The organism is Paraburkholderia fynbosensis (assembly GCF_902859935.1).
GTDB lineage: Bacteria > Pseudomonadota > Gammaproteobacteria > Burkholderiales > Burkholderiaceae > Paraburkholderia > Paraburkholderia fynbosensis.
Genome location: NZ_CADIKI010000018.1, coordinates 146,776 through 164,033 on the forward strand (window position 1 = coordinate 146,776; position 17,258 = coordinate 164,033).

Consider the following 17,258-nt stretch of genomic DNA (forward strand, 5'->3'; position numbering starts at 1 on the left):
ACACATGTTTCTAAATGGATTCGAGAGAAACATCGATTTCACGTTTCCGGCGCCGGACCTATAATGCAGCCGATGCGGGACAGCGCCTACCTGCACCTGTCCCGTGCAGGCAAGCCTGGATGCACGTTTGCGGTGCGGACATCGCACCATCAGGGGCAACCCATTTATCCACTGCCGAAATGTCAAAAGCTCAAGCCAAAAAAGAGAAGCTACCCGCACCGTCGATCGAAAGCCGGATTGCGGAATGCTATGACGAACTGTCTGAAATCGATCAGCGGCTTGCCGATGTGATTCTGAGTGCACCGGGACAACTGGCGATGCAAACCGCCACCGAACTGGCGACGACCGCGCAAGTGTCGAAGGCGACCGCCACACGGTTCTTTCAAAAACTGGGGTATGCGTCTTATGACGATGCCCGGGCGATTGCGCGAGCGGCACAGGTCGGCGGTTCGCCGTTATATCTACAGGACAGGGGTCGCAAGACGGCGGGCTCGAAACTCGACGACGTGATCCAGGCCCATCTGCAGCACGAAGTCGAAAACATGGCGAACACCTACCGTTCGCTCGATAGGCAAGTGCTGAGCGAGGTGGTCGACGCAATCGCGCAAGCACGACGCGTGGCGATCATCGGCTATCGGCATAGCCACACGGTCGCCACGATGATCCGACGCGAACTGATTCAGGTGCGTTCGGACGTGATGCTATTGCCTGCGCCCGGCGACACCATCGGCGAATATCTTGCCGATCTGAACGCGCAGGATGTCGCAATCATCATCGGCTTGCGGCGCCGCGTGCCGGCGGTGGGCGTGACTGCCGCCGCGCTGGCCGAGGCAAGCGTGCCGGTTCTGTATATGTCGGATGTGATCGCGGGCAAACCTGCGCGGCTGGCGCGCTGGGTGATCCGATGCCATACCGATGGCTTGATGCTGTTCGACAGCAAGGCGGGCATGACGTCGGTGGTCAACCTGATTTGCTCGCTCGTCGCGGAACGGTTGCTCGAGCGCGGCAATAGTCATTTGCAGCGCGTCGAAGTTCTGCACGACAGCTTGCGTGAACTGGAGTGAACCGGGCGTCAGTGGAAGCAGGCAACGACCCGAGCGATGCGTCGGGATGAACCTTTCACCCCAGCAAACCCACTACTGCTGCACACCCCATCTCCGCACCGTGACGCGTTCCAGCGTATCGAACACCAGGTGTTCGATCAGCAACCCGATCACGATCACCGCCGCCAGCCCCGCGAAAACCCGGTCGGTGTAAAGCTCATTGCGATTCTGGAAGATGTACCAGCCCAGTCCGCCGTTGCCCGAACTCGCGCCGAACACCAGTTCAGCCGCGATCAGCGTCCGCCACGCAAATGCCCAGCCCACACGCAAACCCGCCAGAATCGACGGCAACGCCGCAGGCACCAGAATCAGCAGCACGTGGCGCAAGCCTGTCAGGCCGTAGTTGCGCCCGGTCATCCGCAGCGTCGCCGGCACGGACTGAAAACCGGAGTACGTATTGAGCGCGAGCGGCCACAGCACCGCATGCACCAGCACGAACAGCAAGCTGCCGGTGCCGAGACCGAACCACAGCAACGCGAGCGGCAAAAGCGCGATGGACGGCAACGGGTTGAACATCGCGGTCAGCATCGACAGAAAATCGCGCCCGACGCGCGTCGACACGGCAAGCGAGGTCAGCACGAAGGCGAGTGCCGCGCCGAGCAGATAACCGCGCAGCAGCACCGACATCGATACCACGGTTTTTTGCAGCAATTCGCCGGACCAGATGCCTTGCACAAACGCGCTGAACGTCGCACCGAATGTCGGCAGCAGCAAATCGTTGTCGACCACGCGCGCGGCGATCTCCCATCCGGCGATCAGCACCAGCGCAATCAGTGCCTTGCGCAACCACCCCTGCGCAAAGACACGTTTGCCAAGCGGCAACGGCGCTTCGAGAACGAGTTCGCCGAGCGGTTCGAGCGGGCGCTCGTACTCCTCGCGAACCGGCGGCAGCAACGTGACAGGCGAGCTCATTGAACGGTCTCCGTCTGCTCGAACAACAGGTGATGAATACGCGCGACGCTGTGCTGAAAATCGCTGCGGCCAAAGCTATCCTGCGAATACTGATGGCTGTTGAGTTCGGCACGTACGCGGCCGGGATGCGGCGACAGCAGCAGGATCCGGTTGCCGACCACCAGCGCCTCCTCGATCGAATGCGTAACGAAGAGCAGTGTGAAGTTCACCTCTTCCCATAGCCGCAGCAGTTCCTCCTGCATCTTGCGGCGCGTGAGCGCATCGAGCGCGGCAAACGGTTCGTCCATCAACAGCACGCGTGGCTGCATCGCCAATGCGCGCGCAATCGCAACCCGCTGCTTCATGCCGCCCGACAGCGTATGCGGATAAGCATTCGCAAACGAAGCCAGTCCGACCTTCTCCAGATAGTGCAGTGCGCGCTCATTCGCTTCGGCGCGAGAGAGCTTCTTCGCGACGCGCAGCGGAAACGCGACGTTCTGCAGCACCGTCTTCCACGGCGGCAACTGGTCGAACTCCTGAAACACGACGATGCGATCGGCGCCGGGGCCGCGCACGATCTGCCCATCGAGCGAAATGCTGCCCGAAGTCGGCTGGATGAAGCCGGCCACTGCCTTGAGCAACGTCGACTTGCCGCAACCCGACGGCCCTAGCAGTACGAAGCGGTCGCCGCCGTAGACGTCGAAGCTGACGCCGTGCGTCGCGCGCACGATGCGCTCGCGCGTGCGGTATTCGAGGTTGACGTTTTCGACCGCGAGCAGTCTTTCGCTGGCTGGCGTGGCGGTCTGTCCGTCGCGGTTCGGAAACAGAAGCGTGGGATTGGCCACCATCAGATTTCTCCGTGTGTGCGGACTAAACGCGCCGGCAAATGTCGCGCAATGGTGAACATATTCAGCTCCCCGTCGCCGTCGCGGGGTCGTCGAAGAAGTAGTCCTTCCATGACTTCGGCTCGTTTCTGATCACGCCCACGCGATACATGAACTGAGCGAGCCCGAATGTGTTCTGCGGTGCGACCTTGAATTGCACCTGCGGATTCTTGATGACCTTCACGAGCAGATTGCGGTCGATCTTCGATTGATTCGTGCGGATATAGATATCAGCAGCGGCTTCGGGATTGGCCGTGACGAAACGCGCGGCGTCGGCCAATGCATCGACGAATGCGCGATACGTCTTCGGATTGTTGCTACGGAATTTTTCGGTGGCGTAAAGCACGGTCGCCGAACTCGGTCCACCGAGCACGTCGTATGAATTCAGCACGATATGCGCTTTCGGATTGCCCGCCAGTTCCTGCTCCTGAAACGGCGGATTGCCGAAGTGCCCGGTGATTTCCGTACCGCCCGCAATGATCGCCGCGGCCGCGTCAGGGTGCGGCAACGCCTGGGTGTATTTGTCGAGACGGTTATAGTCCTTGTCGCCCCAGCGCTTGGCCGCCGCATATTGCAGCACGCGCGATTGCACCGACACGTTGACGGCCGGCACCGCGATGCGATCCTTCTCGGTGAAGTCGGCAATCGTCTTCACGTTGGGATCGTTGCTGACGAGGTAGTACGGCAGATTGCCGAGCGACGCGACGCCCTTGACGTTCTGCTTGCCTTGCGTGCGGTCCCAGATCGTCAGCAGCGGACCGACGCCGGCACCCGCGATGTCTACCGCGCCGGACAGCAACGCGTCATTCACCGCAGCGCCGCCCGAGAGCTTCACCCAGTCGACCTTGATATCGAGCCCCTGCTTACGCCCTTCTTTCTCGACGAATTGCTGGTCACGCGCGACATTCAGCAGCAGATAGACAATGCCGAACTGCTCGGCGACGCGAATCTGCCCTTCGGCATGCGCGGGGACAGTGGCCGCGAAGCTCGCGACGCCCATCGATACGCTCAGCAAAGTCGCGGTGAAACGGCGGGCAAACGACGGCCGCGCGGCGGTCGGGCGAAACCTGGCAAGCATTGGAACTCCGGTCAGCGTCTAGTGCGGTCAAAGCGGGCAACGGTGCCGTCAAAACGGCGCGTCGCCTTCGATCGTCGTGCGATACAGTTTGCGGCGCAGATGGTCCGGCGTGCCGGCCGCGAGATGCATCAGCGAGCGGTTGTCCCAGAACACCATGTCGTGCTCGGCCCACTGATGCCGGTAAAGATGTTCGGGGCGAACGCTATGGGCGAATATTTCGTCGAGCAGCGCCTTGCTCTCGTCTTCCGGCAAACCGATCACGCGGGTCGTGAAATGCTCGCTGACGAACAGCGCCTTGCGGCCGGTCTCGGGATGCGTGCGCACGATCGGCTGCACGACGGGTGTCACCGAGGCGATCTGTTCAGCGGACAGATTGGGCCGCCACGGACTGCGCTTCTGCAATTCCGCGTATTTGGCGAGATACGTGTGCTCGGCCCGACGCCCTTGCACGGCGGTCCGCAAATGCGCGGGCAAGGTGTCCCACGCGAGGTGCATGTTGGCGAACAGCGTGTCGCCGCCTTCGGCGGGCAATTCCTGCGCATGCAGCAGCGAACCGAGACTCGGCTTTTCCTTGTACGACAGATCGGAATGCCAGTAATGACCCGCATCGCCGAGGCCGATCGGCTTGCCGTTCTCGACGATGTTCGACACCACCAGCACTTCCGGATAGCCCGTCAACTGGAATTGATGCAGCACATGAATCTGCAGCGGGCCGAACCGGCGGCTGAAAGCAATCTGCTGATCCGGCGTGATGCGTTGGTCGCGGAACACCAGCACATGGTGATCGAGGTGGGCGCGATGAATGCGCGCGAAATCGTCCTGGCTCAGCGGCTTGCCGAGATCGAGCCCGACGACTTCCGCACCGACGGGACCGTCGAACGCGCGAATCTCGAAGGGCTGGGCTTCAATGGCGTGGCCGTCATGGCCGGCAGCAGTGGGGGCAAAGGCAGTCGTCACAGGAAACTCGTCGTTGATCTGTTCGGAGAACGCCGTCGAGGGCGCAGTCCAATGAATGTACCGGCGCAGGCGCGCGGCGACAACGAAGCAAATCCGATACGTTTATCTGCTGGAGTGATAAACCCGATGCTTTAACGCATTGCGGGCGGCCTTGGCGCTTGACTCGCATGCGCCGCCTCGGCCTTCGCGCCGGCGAACAGACGCCTCATAGCCGTCCGGGGCGCGGATCCGCCACGAAACCCTGCCGGTTGGGCATCACCACTCGCGGCAGCGACGCCGCGTCGAGGCGCGTATCGGCCGCAACGATGCCGTTCTGGTTCAGCAGGAACGCGCTGAGCGCATAGACCTCGTCGGCGGAAAGCGATTCGGGGGCGTTGTAAGGCATCGCGCGGCGGATATAGTCGAACAGCGTCGTCGCATAGGGCCAGTAACTACCCACGGTGCGCTTCGGCTTTGCACTGGTCAGCGTGCCCTGCCCGCCGACCAGCGGGTCGCCGAGCCCGCCCTGGCCCTGCGCACCATGGCACGCCGCGCACTTCGCGGCGAACACATGCGCGCCCGTGGCGACGTCGCCGCTGCCCGCCGGCAGGCCGCGGCCATCCGGCGCGATGTCGATGTTCCAGGCAGCCAGTTCCTGCTCGGTGAGCGGCGCGCCGATGCCGTGGCCAGGTGCCGCGCCCTGAACGTTGGACGCGTCCGGTGCGATCGACGAACAGGAGGCCAGCGCGCATAGCGAGAGCCATGCGGCCAACGCCGTGCGCACTCGCCAGCGTTTCGAATGAGCGTCACGCATTGCGCACCTCGCCGCTCGCGTCCACCCGCCATTGCTGGATCGCGTTGTAGTGGTACTGCGAATTCAACCCGCGGGCGGCAACGAGTTCCGCGCGAGTGGGTTGCACGTACCCGGTCGAATCGGTCGCGCGCGAGAGAATCGCGGCGGGGCCGCCGTCCCAGCGCCAGTCCGCCTGAAAGCGTGTAAGCGCGCGATCGTGAATCGCGCCATCGAGACGCGCAAGACGCCAGGTCGCCCCGCCATCGGTCGATACTTCGACCTTGCGAACGGTGCCGCGCCCGGACCAGGCGAGCCCGGTGATCGGGTAATAGCCGTGCGTGGTGAGGCGATGCCCCGGCGAGGGCCGCGTGATGACCGACTTCGCATCCATCTCGAACGCGAACTGACGGGCGGTACCGTTCGCGAGCAGGCTCGTGTACTTCGAGGTTTCCTCGCGCGTTTGCAGCGGCGCATCGACTACCTTCAGACGACGCAGCCACTTGACGTTCGTATTGCCCTCGAAGCCGGGGACGATCAGACGCAGCGGATAACCGTTCTCCGGGCGCAGACGTTCGCCGTTTTGCGCGTACACGACGAGCCCGCGCTCGAGTATCCGTTCGAGCGGCAAACTGCGCGTCATCACGGCGGCATCCGCGCCTTCGGCGAGCAGCCAGCCGCGCGCCGGATCGATCTGATTCGACAGGCCGCCCACTTCTTCCAGCAAGGTCGACAAGCGCACGCCGGTCCATTCGCAGCACGACAGCAGGCCATGCGTGAGTTGCACCGGCAGGCCGCTGGGCCCGTTCCACTCGTTGCCGGTATTGCCGGAGCATTCGAGAAAATGGATGCGCGATTCGGACGGTAGGCGCAGCAGGTCGTCCATCGTGAACAGCTTCGGCGTGCGCACCAGTCCGTGAATGGCGAGCCGATGCTGAGCGGGGTCGATCTCGGGCACGCCACCATGATGACGTTCGTAGACCAGACCGTTCGGCGTGAGCGTGCCGTGCAGATCGGCGAGCGGCGTCATCGATGAAGCCGCGCCGGGCAGCGGCCACGCCCGCGCACTGCGCCGCACGACGTCCGCCTCGTGCGGCGACGGCACACCATACGGATGCTCGAGTATGGGCGCACCGGGCACGCGGCTCGACGGCGCGATGTCGAGCGGCCTGAGCAGTTCGGCGGCGGCCGCGGCGTGCGAGGCGACGAGGCTGCCCGCGGCGAGACGCCCGAGCAAGCGGCGGCGAGTGCGCGAGGGCGACGGATGCGGCGGCGGGGTGTGGGCGTTCATGATGGCGGCGGCGCTTTGTCGTACTGATGGGCTCGTAGGCAAGCCTGTGATGCTAACAACGGCGCGCGCACCCGCCAAACAATCTATCGTGATATCGATTGCAGCATCCCTGATGTGGGCGTGTCATGAGCAACGCAGCACGTTGCCCGACGAAGGCCACCTATCGAGCGCGATGCGCGGGCCGCCGCAAACCCAGGTTCTCGCGCAACGCGCGCCCTTCATACTCGCTGCGGAACAGGCCGCGTCTGCGCAACCGGGGCAACACGAGTTCGACGAAATCGGTCAGGCCGTTCGGCAATACCGGCGGCATGACATTGAAACCATCCGCGCCGTAGTTCACGAAGCGCTCTTCGAGTTAATCCGGCCGTCCAGCTTGCCATGAAGCACGAGGGACTCGACTGATGAAACGCAGATCCTCGAGGAGCGCATCACGTATTGCCATTCACTCGACCACGAGCGTCGATCTCAACGCAACCGCATTCGCCAGGTTGTAGACGTTCGGAGACGTCGCCATCACCGCGTCATGCACTTCCGCGAATTGCTCCCTGGTGCCGTTGCCCTTGATACGAACGGTGTAACGCAAGCTCTCGTAGCCGTTCGCGACCTGCGGGTCGAGCCCGAGAAAACCTCTCAGGTCGATGTCGCCCTCGGTTTCAATCTCGAGCGATTGCAATGCGATCCCGCGAACCGCGCATTGCGCGACGTAGCCCACCGTCATGCACGCGTTCAACGCCGCGATCAGATGTTCCTGAGGATTCGCAAACCGGTTCGAACCTCCGAGTTCGCATGGTTCGTCGATATCTATCGTGAAACGGCGCGGCACCGGCTGGCCCCCGATCGAGAACCCTTCGACCTCCGCGCGACTGCGCGTCTGGCCCTGCCAGGCGGTCACGACGCGCCAACTGGTTGCGGCTTTCGACGCATCGCGCCTGACGTCGTCGATCAGTGCGCGCAGGTCGTCGACGTTCAGTCCGTTGACGATGTGCGCTTCATTCGACTGTGCATTGGCATTCATAGTGCTCTCTCCTTTAGCTGGATGATTCGTGTGCGTTCGTGCTCGCTCAATGCAGTGTGGCGAGTGCGGCCCGGATACGCATCCCCTGCTCTTCGGAGACGAGCCGATCGAGCACTTCCGCGAAATGGGGGTGATGCATACCGGAATGGAGGTACTGCCAGCGGTAGGCATGATGGAAATTCGCTTCGATCGAATTGGCTTCTGCCTCGACGACGGCACGCCCGCAGTTCGCGATGAAATAACGCGAGTCTGCTATCGCCTGCCCGCGCAAAATTCCATCGATCGCAATCATCAGGTCGATGAACTCGTTGACCGCGTTGTCGCGCGCCGCATCTGTCAGCGTAGCGTCGTGCCGCTTCCATTCCAGCTCATCGAGAATGGCGTGCTGACTTTCTTCCTTCCAGTGGTACAGAAATACATCCTTGAACAGCTCGGATAACTGATCGTCAGGATAAATGCTCTGACGGTAGTGAATTTGCGAGAAGAGTTCAATATGCAGCGTCATGGCCAGCACCGCCCACGTGCTCTTGCCGAGGACCACGGCGGCGAGCGCATCGGGATCGACGTCGAAGCGGTACCCCGCGGGCAGCGTTTCGCCGATCATTTTTTCGATGCGGCGAAACAGCGCCTGGTGTTTAAGCTCTTCGTCGCTGAAACGCACGAGCGCTTCGAGCGCCACCTGATCGCCGAGCCAGTAGTCGCGGCTCACTTCCAGAACCTTGGCGTTAATGAAGCGCTCGACGAGCCCGAAAACGTTCGCGTATGTGCGCCCCTGAATCTGGCTGACGAACCGCTTCTCAGCCTCCGAGAGCATGATGAAATCCGGCACCAACGAGAGCCCGTCGGGCAAATACTTCTGCGACATGTCGAAGGTACGGCCTCCAATCACGTCACGGTCGATGTCCCAATTGACCATCTTCGAAGCGCGAATGCATCGGGCGTAGCGATCGCGATCGGACGGCCGCAATATTGCGTTCATGGAAATTCTCCCAGTATGGACCGCCACGCGGTCTAGCGTTGAGTGTCGATTCACCGGCCAGAGCCAGTCGAATGATCTGGCTTTCCGGCACGCTCAATTTACGTTTGGGAGTCTTGAAGTTCTATGATTGAGTCGCCGGACGATATGACTGAAACGCCGTTTCCTCACGTTGGCCGCACAGGTCGACAATTGAGTGGGTAAACACACGCGCGGCTCGTCACGGCAGGCATCCCTGATCCCCCAGTGCGGCAACGCCACGCGTATGTTGCGCGTGCTGAGCTGACGGCGAAGGCCGAAATCCGGAACTCGCAGAGGCGAGCGGCCCTTCGACGGGGCGACGCCCCGATTGATAGCGGCGCCTGAACACGGGCGACAGCTATCGATGCCTCGACGATGCTTGCCCGTAACGCCGATCACTTACCCTAGCGGTATCGTGTGCATAATGTCATCCATGCGGCCCACCGGCCTCAACTTTGAAACAAAGGTCAATATGGCCGCTCCCTGAAAATATTGCTCAGCACTTTTCCGCGAACCCTCCTTGTGGAACGAGAGGAAGGGGCCGACGTCGAAGAATTGATTTCGCAAAGTGCGAGACCGTGGCGTTGCAATTCAAATAGACAGATGAAAAGAATCTACACGTACAAAGGCTTCGAGATCGCGGTCGAGCTTGAACCAGTGTGGGAAGCATCTGGCAACGTTACATTGGTGCCACCACGCGGGTTCATCGCAATCGTGCACATTAGAACGGCGGGAGCTACTCGGCCGATAATTACGCCAATACGCCTGACAGCAGATAACCAGCAGCCTTTCGCGATGGAAGCCGCTGCGCTCATGGCAGGGTTCAGTGCGGGACAGCGGATCGTAGACGACACACTCGTCCCGTAAGTTCGCCCAATCGCGACCATAGAGACCCACTTGATAGCGCACGGCGAATACGTGAAAAAATGCTACACAGATTGCAATCCCAAACCGCAGGGCCGGGATGGGGACCGACTTTCGGTGTGTTTATGACGGCCGTACGGATCGGCCTTTGGTGCTACGCGGAGACGGCACATACCTCAAACCAGTTTGACGAGTCAGTTGCTGTCGCAGCAACGCTAGTAGGTATGTTTTGCGTCGTATACGCCGGTCGCGAAATCCACCGCAAGAAAAACGATAGCGGCGATTCTCGATCTACGTTTGACACGGACGGGTTCCGCTATGTGACGCTAGCCGGCTAGCAGCCGCCGACGGTGACCGCGAACGACCGGTTTGGCGGGTACTTCCGACCTCCGCCGTTGTGCTCACGGGTCCGATGAGGGTCGGTTTGGTGCGTTCGCCATCGGCCCGCGCTCGGCCACAAGCAGCCGGTCGGCTCTGGGACCGGGATCGTCGACATTCGGACTGCAAGCGCGTAGGCAGCCACGACTGACCCGACCCTTCTCCGGCTTTCGGTTGACGGCTGCCGCCGGCGCGATCGCACTCGCCTTAGAATACGTCGTGAACCAGACCTATGAGGCCGCGCGCAGTGACTCCACTTATCGTCATTCCCGAGGTGTCCGACGCGCAGCAAATGCGCGACGCGGTCAGTGTGCCGCTGCGGCAGTTCAACGAGCACAGGGCTGGTCCGGTTAATCCGCAGCCGCTCGCGGTCATGCTGATGCACCCGGAAACGGAAGCTGTGCTTGGCGGGTTATGGGGCGACACCGGTTTTATGCAGCTTCATGTGGGGCAGCTGTTTGTTCCCGAACACCTGCGTGGCCGCGGCCACGGCAGTCAATTGATGACGCTCGCGGAGCAGGAGGCGCGGCGCCGCCGATGTGTGGGTGCCTGGCTCGACACTTTCAGCTTTCAAGCGCGCGGATTTTACGAGAAGCTCGGTTATGCGGTGTTCGGGACCATCGACGACTTTCCTCCCGGACACAGCCGCTTCTTCATGAAGAAGCGGCTCATGTCGTCCGCTGGTCCGCTGAGACCGACAGTCGAAGCTTCGAATACAACACCGGCCGGCTTTTGAGGGGCGCAGTGCAGCCATCAACGGCCCCTCGCACTATTGGCGAACGCCCGCTGACGAGCGACGAACCGCCATTCGGTAAGGCGGCGACCGATCATGCGTTGGACGAGCCAGCCCCATTTTCAAGTGCTGCGTGCAGCGGCTCAGGTTCGGTGGCCATTCGGGCCGGCGATGATGGCCGCTTCGACCGACCGCGTCCCCCGGGCTTCTCACCAATAAGCAACGTGTCTCACCGCCAACACCAAGATCTGCCAATGATCGGCCGGTACAGAGAGGGTTGAAAAGGTGCCTGTAAAAGTTCCTTGCCTTCGCATACACCGACATTAACGGGGATAACAAGACGCTTCGCGGAGCCACGGCCTGATACTCCCCGGTATGCGCCTTGCTCAATGAGTGCGTCCCCCGGGGGAAATCGCGATGTTGATTAGCTCCCGTCCGCAACGACGGGATTTTCTTACGTCATTTCCTTCCGTGGTTACACGAGATCGGCTCCGGTGCGTTTCCTTCTGGACGTTCGTGACTGACGCCTGGTCCAGCCTCGATGCCCGGCCTGACGTTTGCCTCACGTGCGGACTGTAGGGCTCGCTGCTACCAAACCTGGTGATCGCATCATGGAACTAGTCGACGATGGCGAGAGCGGCCGGGCCAGTCGCGTGCGCAGGCGACGGCGTTCCCGCGTTCTGTCCAGATATGCCGGGCATCCGGTTCGGCTGATCTTGCGCTACGTCGGGCGCCACAAAGCGGCGCATGCCGTGGTCCTCCTCAGTGTCATCTTCGCGGTCGGCTGTGCGCTGGGGTCCCAGTACGGCATTCGCAATTTGATCGACGCGTTGCCGACCGGCCGTGCTCATCCGGAGACCGTGATACGCGCGTTTTCCCTGCTCGTGATGCTGATCCTCGCCGATAACCTCTTCTGGCGGGTCGCTGGTTGGGTTTCAGCACGTGCCTTCGTGGCCGTCACGGGCGACATCCGGCGGGACATGTTCGACTATCTGGCCGGTCACGCGCCCTCCTTCTTTTCCGACAAGCAGCCCGGTGTTCTGTCCAGCCGTATCTCCGCCACCGCCAATGCCGTTTATGTGGTCGAAAACACGGTTGCGTGGACTGCGTTGCCACCGAGCTTGACCGTGGTCGGAGCCATTGGCATGGTCGGCGCGGTCAGCGTTCCCATGAGCCTCGCGCTGGTCGCCATTTCGGCGGCGCTCGCTTACGGCCTGTTCCTCCTCGCGCGCAGAGGCACATCCCGTCATGAGGCGTTCGCGGAAAAAGCAGCATCGATAGACGGAGAACTTGTCGACGTAATCGGCAACATGGGACTGGTTCGCGCGTTCTGTGCGATGCCAATGGAGAGCCGGCGCTTCGACGGCCACCTCGCTGCGGAGACCGATGCGCGCAAGCGCAGCCTGCTCTATCTCGAGAAGCTTCGTCTGCTGCACGCCGGAGCGACCTGCGTCCTGTCGGCGTGCGTGCTCGGGTGGACCGTGTGGCTGTGGAGCATCGGCCATGCGACCACCGGCGACGTCGTCTTGATAGGCTCGCTGGGCTTCTCCATTCTGCACGGCTCGCGCGACATCGCCGTGGCGTTCGTGGATCTGACGCAGCACGTGGCCCGCCTCGGCGAGGCCTCGGTGACGCTGCTGACCCCGCATTCGATGCCCGAGCCCACCAAGGCCGCGCCGCTGGAACTCGGTCACGCGACGATAGACTTCGAAAATGTCACGTTCGCCTATCCCGGCCGGCGTCCAGTGCTCCAGGGGCTGAATCTTCATATCAACGCAGGTGAGCGCGTGGGTCTGGTCGGCCCATCGGGCGCAGGCAAATCGACCGTGCTCGCGTTGCTTCAACACTTTTACGAGCCGAACTCGGGCCATGTGCGAATTTCCGGGCAGGATATTTCGAACGTGACGATGCAAAGTCTACAGGCCGCAATTTCTATCGTGCCGCAAGACGTGACGCTGTTTCACCGTTCGCTGCTGGACAATATCCGCTATGGCCGTCCAGATGCAACCGAGGCAGACGTACGCCGCGCATGCGAAGACGCCCACTGCCTTGATTTCATCGCCGCGATGCCCGATGGGCTCAATACCATCGCCGGCGACCGCGGCGCCAAGCTGTCCGGCGGACAACGCCAGCGCATTGCGATCGCCCGCGCGATCCTGAGGGATTCGCCGATTCTGCTGCTCGATGAAGCCACGTCGGCGCTAGACACGGGATCGGAAATCGCTATCCAGGCGGCCTTGGAACGACTCATGAAAAACCGGACGGTCGTCGCAATCGCGCATCGCCTCTCGACCCTGCAAAGCTTCGATCGCATCGTCGTGCTCAACCGTGGTCGCGTTGTTCAGGATGGCGCGCCGGCCGAACTCGCCGCCGTCCCCGGCATTTACCGCGATACGCTTGCGCGTCAGTTCAGGCGAACGTCGCGTCCGGAACTATAAGTTTGCTGAACCGGTGTTCATCTGGCTGTGCGATAGGCCGCGCCGCGCTCACCGCTCATGACGGCAGCCTGCCACGCCATCGCAGTCCAGCCGAAAACAACAGCGCCGGCGTTAGGTAGCCGGATCGTCCGTAGCGGGTCTACGCTCTTCGTTGCTCGCCGGTCCGTCGGCTGCCTCACGCCGACGCTCTTCAGCCACCTCAGCTTCGACCAAGGCCCGCGCCTTTTTCCAGTACTCATCGGCGCAGCCTTCCATGCTGCCGTCTTCCTGCCAAAGCGCATACGCCTTGGCTCGGATGCGTTGCTCTATTGTTTCTGTTTCCATCGCGAATCCCTCGTGAGCCGCCACCTGCGGTCATGGAAATGTAGACGGTTGGTCCACCCGGTGACTACATTTATTACAACTCGCTCCATCCACCGGACAGCATCGTGGGGCGTCACGGCAGGCGAGGAGCGGATGGTCGGCCAGGGCAGAACACCGCGCCTGCCGCGCAGTCACCTGGCCGCCGGTTGAACGGCGGCGGCGCAGTCGTCTGTGGCCGCTTTCTGCCAGGCCGCAATTGGCGGTACGCGTCTAGCGGGTGACGCAGAACAAGCATCGCAAAAGGCGCAAAAGAGAAAGGCTTCGAAGCCCACCGCAACGGCGTGCTGTTTCGCAGGGAGCGTAATGAGACTCCCTCAAGCTCTAGCACGGTTCTCGATCTTTCCTGTCACAAATTCCCCTTCGACAGGTGAGCTAGGCCTGTCGCGCACCCACGTTGTGCAGCACGGGCTGGTGGCTGACTCGACTCACCAACGTGCAGCAGGGGCTCGGCGCTGGCCACAGGATAGAGATTTATGAAAAATTTCTGTCGAAAACTGAGATCGACGATTTCTCGGGTCGGTATGCTAGTAACGAGCGTCGATATCTTTACAGGACTGAACCAGCGGCAGCGAGCGATCTCGTTCCTCGGTTGGGGAGAAGCATCCCGAGGGATGTCCGCCAGGAAAACGTGGTGCCGTTTGCTGAGCCCGCCGAACTGGAACAGGTACACGAACTCCGTCCCAGCCAGCGACGTTTCTTCTTCGAGCTCGCGCAGAGCCGCTTCCATCGGCGACTCGTCGCGCTTTATCGTGCCGCCGGGTAACGACCACCGTGACCGCGTCCGAGCGACGAGAAGAACCTTGTCGTCGCGTCTGCATACGATTGTCGCTCTGTCTTTCATGCTCTCCCCTGAACGACTGGTTGGCCCCAACGCGGTGGCTCCGAATTATGAATCAGCTCCGGGGCCCTCGCCTGTCGCCAAAAAAGCCCGGGAAGACACTTCCCTTGTAAGTGCGTTATCTGGCCGCCATTCGCGCATGTGGAATTCCTGACGAGCAGTTTCCGGACCTGAACCCTGCCGGGATAAATGGTGGTGAAGAACCTGGTTCAAATTTGCTCACAAGGTGATATAAGTGAAAGGACCGAACGAGCCGTGACCGGGAGATCAGAAAATGAAACCCTCTCGCCGCTTGATATCTGTTTGCCGCTTGCGCTATTCGTTGCGGCACGGGCATTGTCTATTCCAACTCTCGTGATCGCTCTGTCTGGATGACGATCGGGGCGATGGCGCTCGGACACCGCACCTTGGAGAGCTTTCCCACAACTGGCATCCCCAAAGAGTGGCGCAGCGGGTACCGCGCAGCATGCCTGTGGTTCTATCACCTGGCCTGGTGGCCTTGGTATGCGCGATCGTCTCTTCGAGACATCGTGGCTCGGCTTGGAAGGGCGATACGCAGAACGGCAAAACCGCCGCATAAAAAATGGGAGAAACCCTCGGACGCCCAGTCAAACCGCGACCATCGCTAGCGTCCGCGGGGAGGAAACAGGCATATCTGGCCAGGTTGGCCCCGACCTATCAACGCGACAAGCGTCTGTGACGCTGTGCTACTAATGCCGGTCGGGTTTCGGCTGACCGACAAACCGTTTCGGTCATTGATGCCAATGGTGGACGCGGAGCCGCCCCTTACCAGGTTAATCTCAATGGCGCTCATAGGTCCGCTGATCGCCCCCTTACACCCCATTTACCAGTGGAGATGTGTATATGCGACTTGCTGATTTTATCTTGCGAGACATGGAGCCGATTCTGGCGCAATGGGAGACGTTCGCAGGCACGCTCCTGCCGGCGGCGGCCAACATGGAACCGCGGGCGTTGCGCAATCACGCGGAGCAGATTCTGCATGCCGTGGCAAAAGATTTGCGAACTTCGCAAAGCAGCGAAGTGCAGCGCGAAAAATCGATGGGGCGTGCCCCGCGCCTGCTCGAAGCAACCGAAACAGCCGCACAAACGCATGCCCTTTTGAGGGCACGCGCCGGTTTCAATATCAATCAGCTCGCCGCCGAATACCGCGCACTGCGCGCAAGCGTGCTTCGCTTGTGGATGGACCATCGCGCGCCACAAGCGGTTGATCTGGACGACGTCATTCGCTTCAATGAAGCGATCGATCAGGCACTCGCCGAATCGGTGAATTTTTTTAGTGCGCAGGTCGAGCAGAGCCGTAACCTCCTCCTCGGCATGCTGGGGCACGACATGCGCAACCCTCTCCAGGCGATTCAGGTCACTGCATCGTATCTGGCAGCACTGAATGCGGGAGAACGAGTATCGGCAGCAGCCGCCCGTCTGATACGTAGCGGCGCCCGGATGCAGTCACTACTAGATGACTTCAGCGATTTTAATCGGAGCAGGTTGGGCTTGGGGATCAACGTCATGCCCACGCATGTAGATCTGGCGGACGTGCTTGCGGACGAACTGGACGAATTGCGTGCGGTTCATCCTGACAGGAAGCTTGAACTACAGGTGAGTGGCGATTCAAAGGGAATTTGGGACGGTCAGCGCCTGCAGCAATTGCTGCAGAATCTTGTACTCAATGCCATCAAGTATGGGGCGCAAGACTCGCCAGTTCGCGTGGTGGTCACCGGTAATGCAACGCATGTCCGCATTGACGTCTGCAACTGCGGTCCTGCCATTGAGCGTGTAACGCTCGCCCACATCTTCGATCCTCTGACCAGGGGGGCGAATTCTCAAGGCACCAATGACAAGGCGGGCAACCTTGGACTAGGTCTGTATATTGCCAGCGAAATTGCCAAGGCCCATCACGGCGCGATTGAAGCGCGGTCTGACGGAACGGAGACCTCGTTTTCAGTATTGCTTCCGCGAGCAGATTTGGCCATATAGCGCGTTGACCGCAGCCTTATTGCCCGCGAGTCGCCGATCATGGAGCTTGGGATACGGCTTGCACAAGAGTACTGTGCGTCGTCGATATCGACGACGCACCGAGACAGATGCTGTATCGAGGCACGTCCGGGAATACGCACGCAACCTCGAGGCAGTCGCATATGAGGCCGAAGGACGGCGCAAGCACGGCGAACGCTGACACGCGGGTCAGGTGCGCAGCTTGACAGGTGCTTTCCACATTCAGCGGCACAAGCGTCGCAGGCTTGAATACACTGCTGCTGGGAGTGTGCCATTTCATCCTCCGTAGGCTGTGGGACGCTGGATAGGCCAGCAACCGAACGTGCATTCGCCATGCCGGTGCACCGCGCGAGTCGCTTCAATATTCCGGATTCGCAAGGTCCGCCGCGACTATCTCCTCTCCCTTCAATCTGGCGGCCTCGCGGGCGTCGGATGCCAATTCGAAAGGACCGATCGCGGGTGCGCCGTCGAACGGGAACAGCAGCCGGTCGTCGAGCGTTCTCACCACTTTTAACTCGCCCATGAAGGCGCCGCTGCCCGTGCGCCGGTACGTCGCGTAGATCCGGTAGTCGGTCGCGCTGACGGGCAGAGCGACTCCCGCTTTCATCGACAACTTCGCGAATGCTAACTTCGGCCTTGCCATCCT

Annotated in this window: 15 protein-coding genes and 1 pseudogene; 4 read left to right on the top strand and 12 right to left on the bottom strand. The window is 61.3% G+C overall.

All coding sequences use genetic code 11. The annotated features are described in order from the left end of the window. The first annotated feature begins 179 nt into the window (after positions 1–179). Positions 180–1,064, top strand: a complete 885-nt coding sequence (locus tag HV770_RS26755) for a MurR/RpiR family transcriptional regulator (RefSeq protein WP_175164615.1) — start codon at positions 180–182, stop codon at positions 1,062–1,064. 72 nt (positions 1,065–1,136) lie between these two features. Here HV770_RS26755 and HV770_RS26760 read toward each other — a convergent pair whose 3' ends face one another. The 9 genes and pseudogenes from HV770_RS26760 to HV770_RS26800 all read right to left on the bottom strand — a co-directional run bounded on the left by HV770_RS26760 (position 1,137) and on the right by HV770_RS26800 (position 8,967). Beyond that, on the bottom strand, positions 1,137–2,015 hold the full coding sequence (locus HV770_RS26760) for an ABC transporter permease (RefSeq protein ID WP_175164616.1): 879 nt from the start codon (positions 2,013–2,015) through the stop codon (positions 1,137–1,139). Continuing rightward, positions 2,012–2,842, bottom strand: a complete 831-nt coding sequence (locus HV770_RS26765; protein ID WP_175164617.1) for an ABC transporter ATP-binding protein — start codon at positions 2,840–2,842, stop codon at positions 2,012–2,014. Before HV770_RS26765 ends, HV770_RS26760 begins: the two co-directional genes overlap by 4 nt. 61 nt (positions 2,843–2,903) lie before the next feature. Beyond that, positions 2,904–3,956, bottom strand: coding sequence for an ABC transporter substrate-binding protein (locus tag HV770_RS26770; protein ID WP_175164618.1), 1,053 nt, complete (start codon positions 3,954–3,956; stop codon positions 2,904–2,906). A gap of 48 nt (positions 3,957–4,004) precedes the next feature. Further along, complete coding sequence (locus HV770_RS26775; protein ID WP_175164619.1) at positions 4,005–4,913, bottom strand: TauD/TfdA dioxygenase family protein; 909 nt, start codon at positions 4,911–4,913, stop codon at positions 4,005–4,007. Positions 4,914–5,118: 205 nt separating this feature from the next. Beyond that, entirely contained in the window at positions 5,119–5,706 is a 588-nt protein-coding gene (locus HV770_RS26780) for a c-type cytochrome (protein ID WP_175164620.1), read from the bottom strand. Further along, on the bottom strand, positions 5,699–6,973 hold the full coding sequence (gene soxC / locus HV770_RS26785; RefSeq protein WP_175164621.1) for a sulfite dehydrogenase: 1,275 nt from the start codon (positions 6,971–6,973) through the stop codon (positions 5,699–5,701). The genes HV770_RS26780 and soxC overlap by 8 nt, the downstream gene beginning before the upstream one ends. Positions 6,974–7,133: 160 nt before the next feature. Then, a pseudogene (locus HV770_RS26790) lies at positions 7,134–7,328 on the bottom strand (nitrilotriacetate monooxygenase); the annotation flags it as partial. Positions 7,329–7,415: 87 nt separating this feature from the next. Continuing rightward, a complete protein-coding gene (locus HV770_RS26795; protein ID WP_175164622.1) occupies positions 7,416–7,988 on the bottom strand; it encodes an OsmC family protein in 573 nt (190 codons plus the stop codon). Positions 7,989–8,034: 46 nt separating this feature from the next. Next, on the bottom strand, positions 8,035–8,967 hold the full coding sequence (locus HV770_RS26800) for a hypothetical protein (protein WP_175164623.1): 933 nt from the start codon (positions 8,965–8,967) through the stop codon (positions 8,035–8,037). A gap of 1,507 nt (positions 8,968–10,474) precedes the next feature. Here HV770_RS26800 and HV770_RS26805 point away from each other — a divergent pair. Continuing rightward, positions 10,475–10,963: a GNAT family N-acetyltransferase gene (locus tag HV770_RS26805; protein ID WP_246291194.1), complete on the top strand. Its 489-nt coding sequence runs from the start codon at positions 10,475–10,477 to the stop codon at positions 10,961–10,963. A 608-nt stretch (positions 10,964–11,571) separates the two neighbouring features. Further along, the gene (locus tag HV770_RS26810) at positions 11,572–13,398 is read left to right on the top strand and encodes an ABC transporter ATP-binding protein (protein ID WP_175164625.1); all 1,827 of its coding nucleotides are present in this window, start codon (positions 11,572–11,574) and stop codon (positions 13,396–13,398) included. A 111-nt stretch (positions 13,399–13,509) separates the two neighbouring features. Here the strand turns inward: HV770_RS26810 and HV770_RS26815 are convergent, their stop codons facing one another. After that, positions 13,510–13,722, bottom strand: coding sequence for a DUF2934 domain-containing protein (locus HV770_RS26815; protein WP_175164626.1), 213 nt, complete (start codon positions 13,720–13,722; stop codon positions 13,510–13,512). Between the two features lie 385 nt (positions 13,723–14,107). Then, complete coding sequence (locus tag HV770_RS26820; RefSeq protein ID WP_175164627.1) at positions 14,108–14,602, bottom strand: NUDIX domain-containing protein; 495 nt, start codon at positions 14,600–14,602, stop codon at positions 14,108–14,110. A gap of 861 nt (positions 14,603–15,463) precedes the next feature. On the opposite strand from HV770_RS26820, the gene HV770_RS26825 reads away from it, so the two are divergent. Continuing rightward, a complete protein-coding gene (locus tag HV770_RS26825) occupies positions 15,464–16,594 on the top strand; it encodes a sensor histidine kinase (RefSeq protein WP_175164628.1) in 1,131 nt (376 codons plus the stop codon). A 376-nt stretch (positions 16,595–16,970) separates the two neighbouring features. On the opposite strand, the gene HV770_RS26830 is transcribed toward HV770_RS26825, so the two are convergent. Further along, positions 16,971–17,255 carry a DUF6723 family protein gene (locus HV770_RS26830; RefSeq protein ID WP_175164629.1) on the bottom strand — a complete coding sequence of 95 codons (285 nt, stop codon included), beginning with the start codon at positions 17,253–17,255 and terminating at the stop codon, positions 16,971–16,973. Positions 17,256–17,258: the final 3 nt, after the last annotated feature.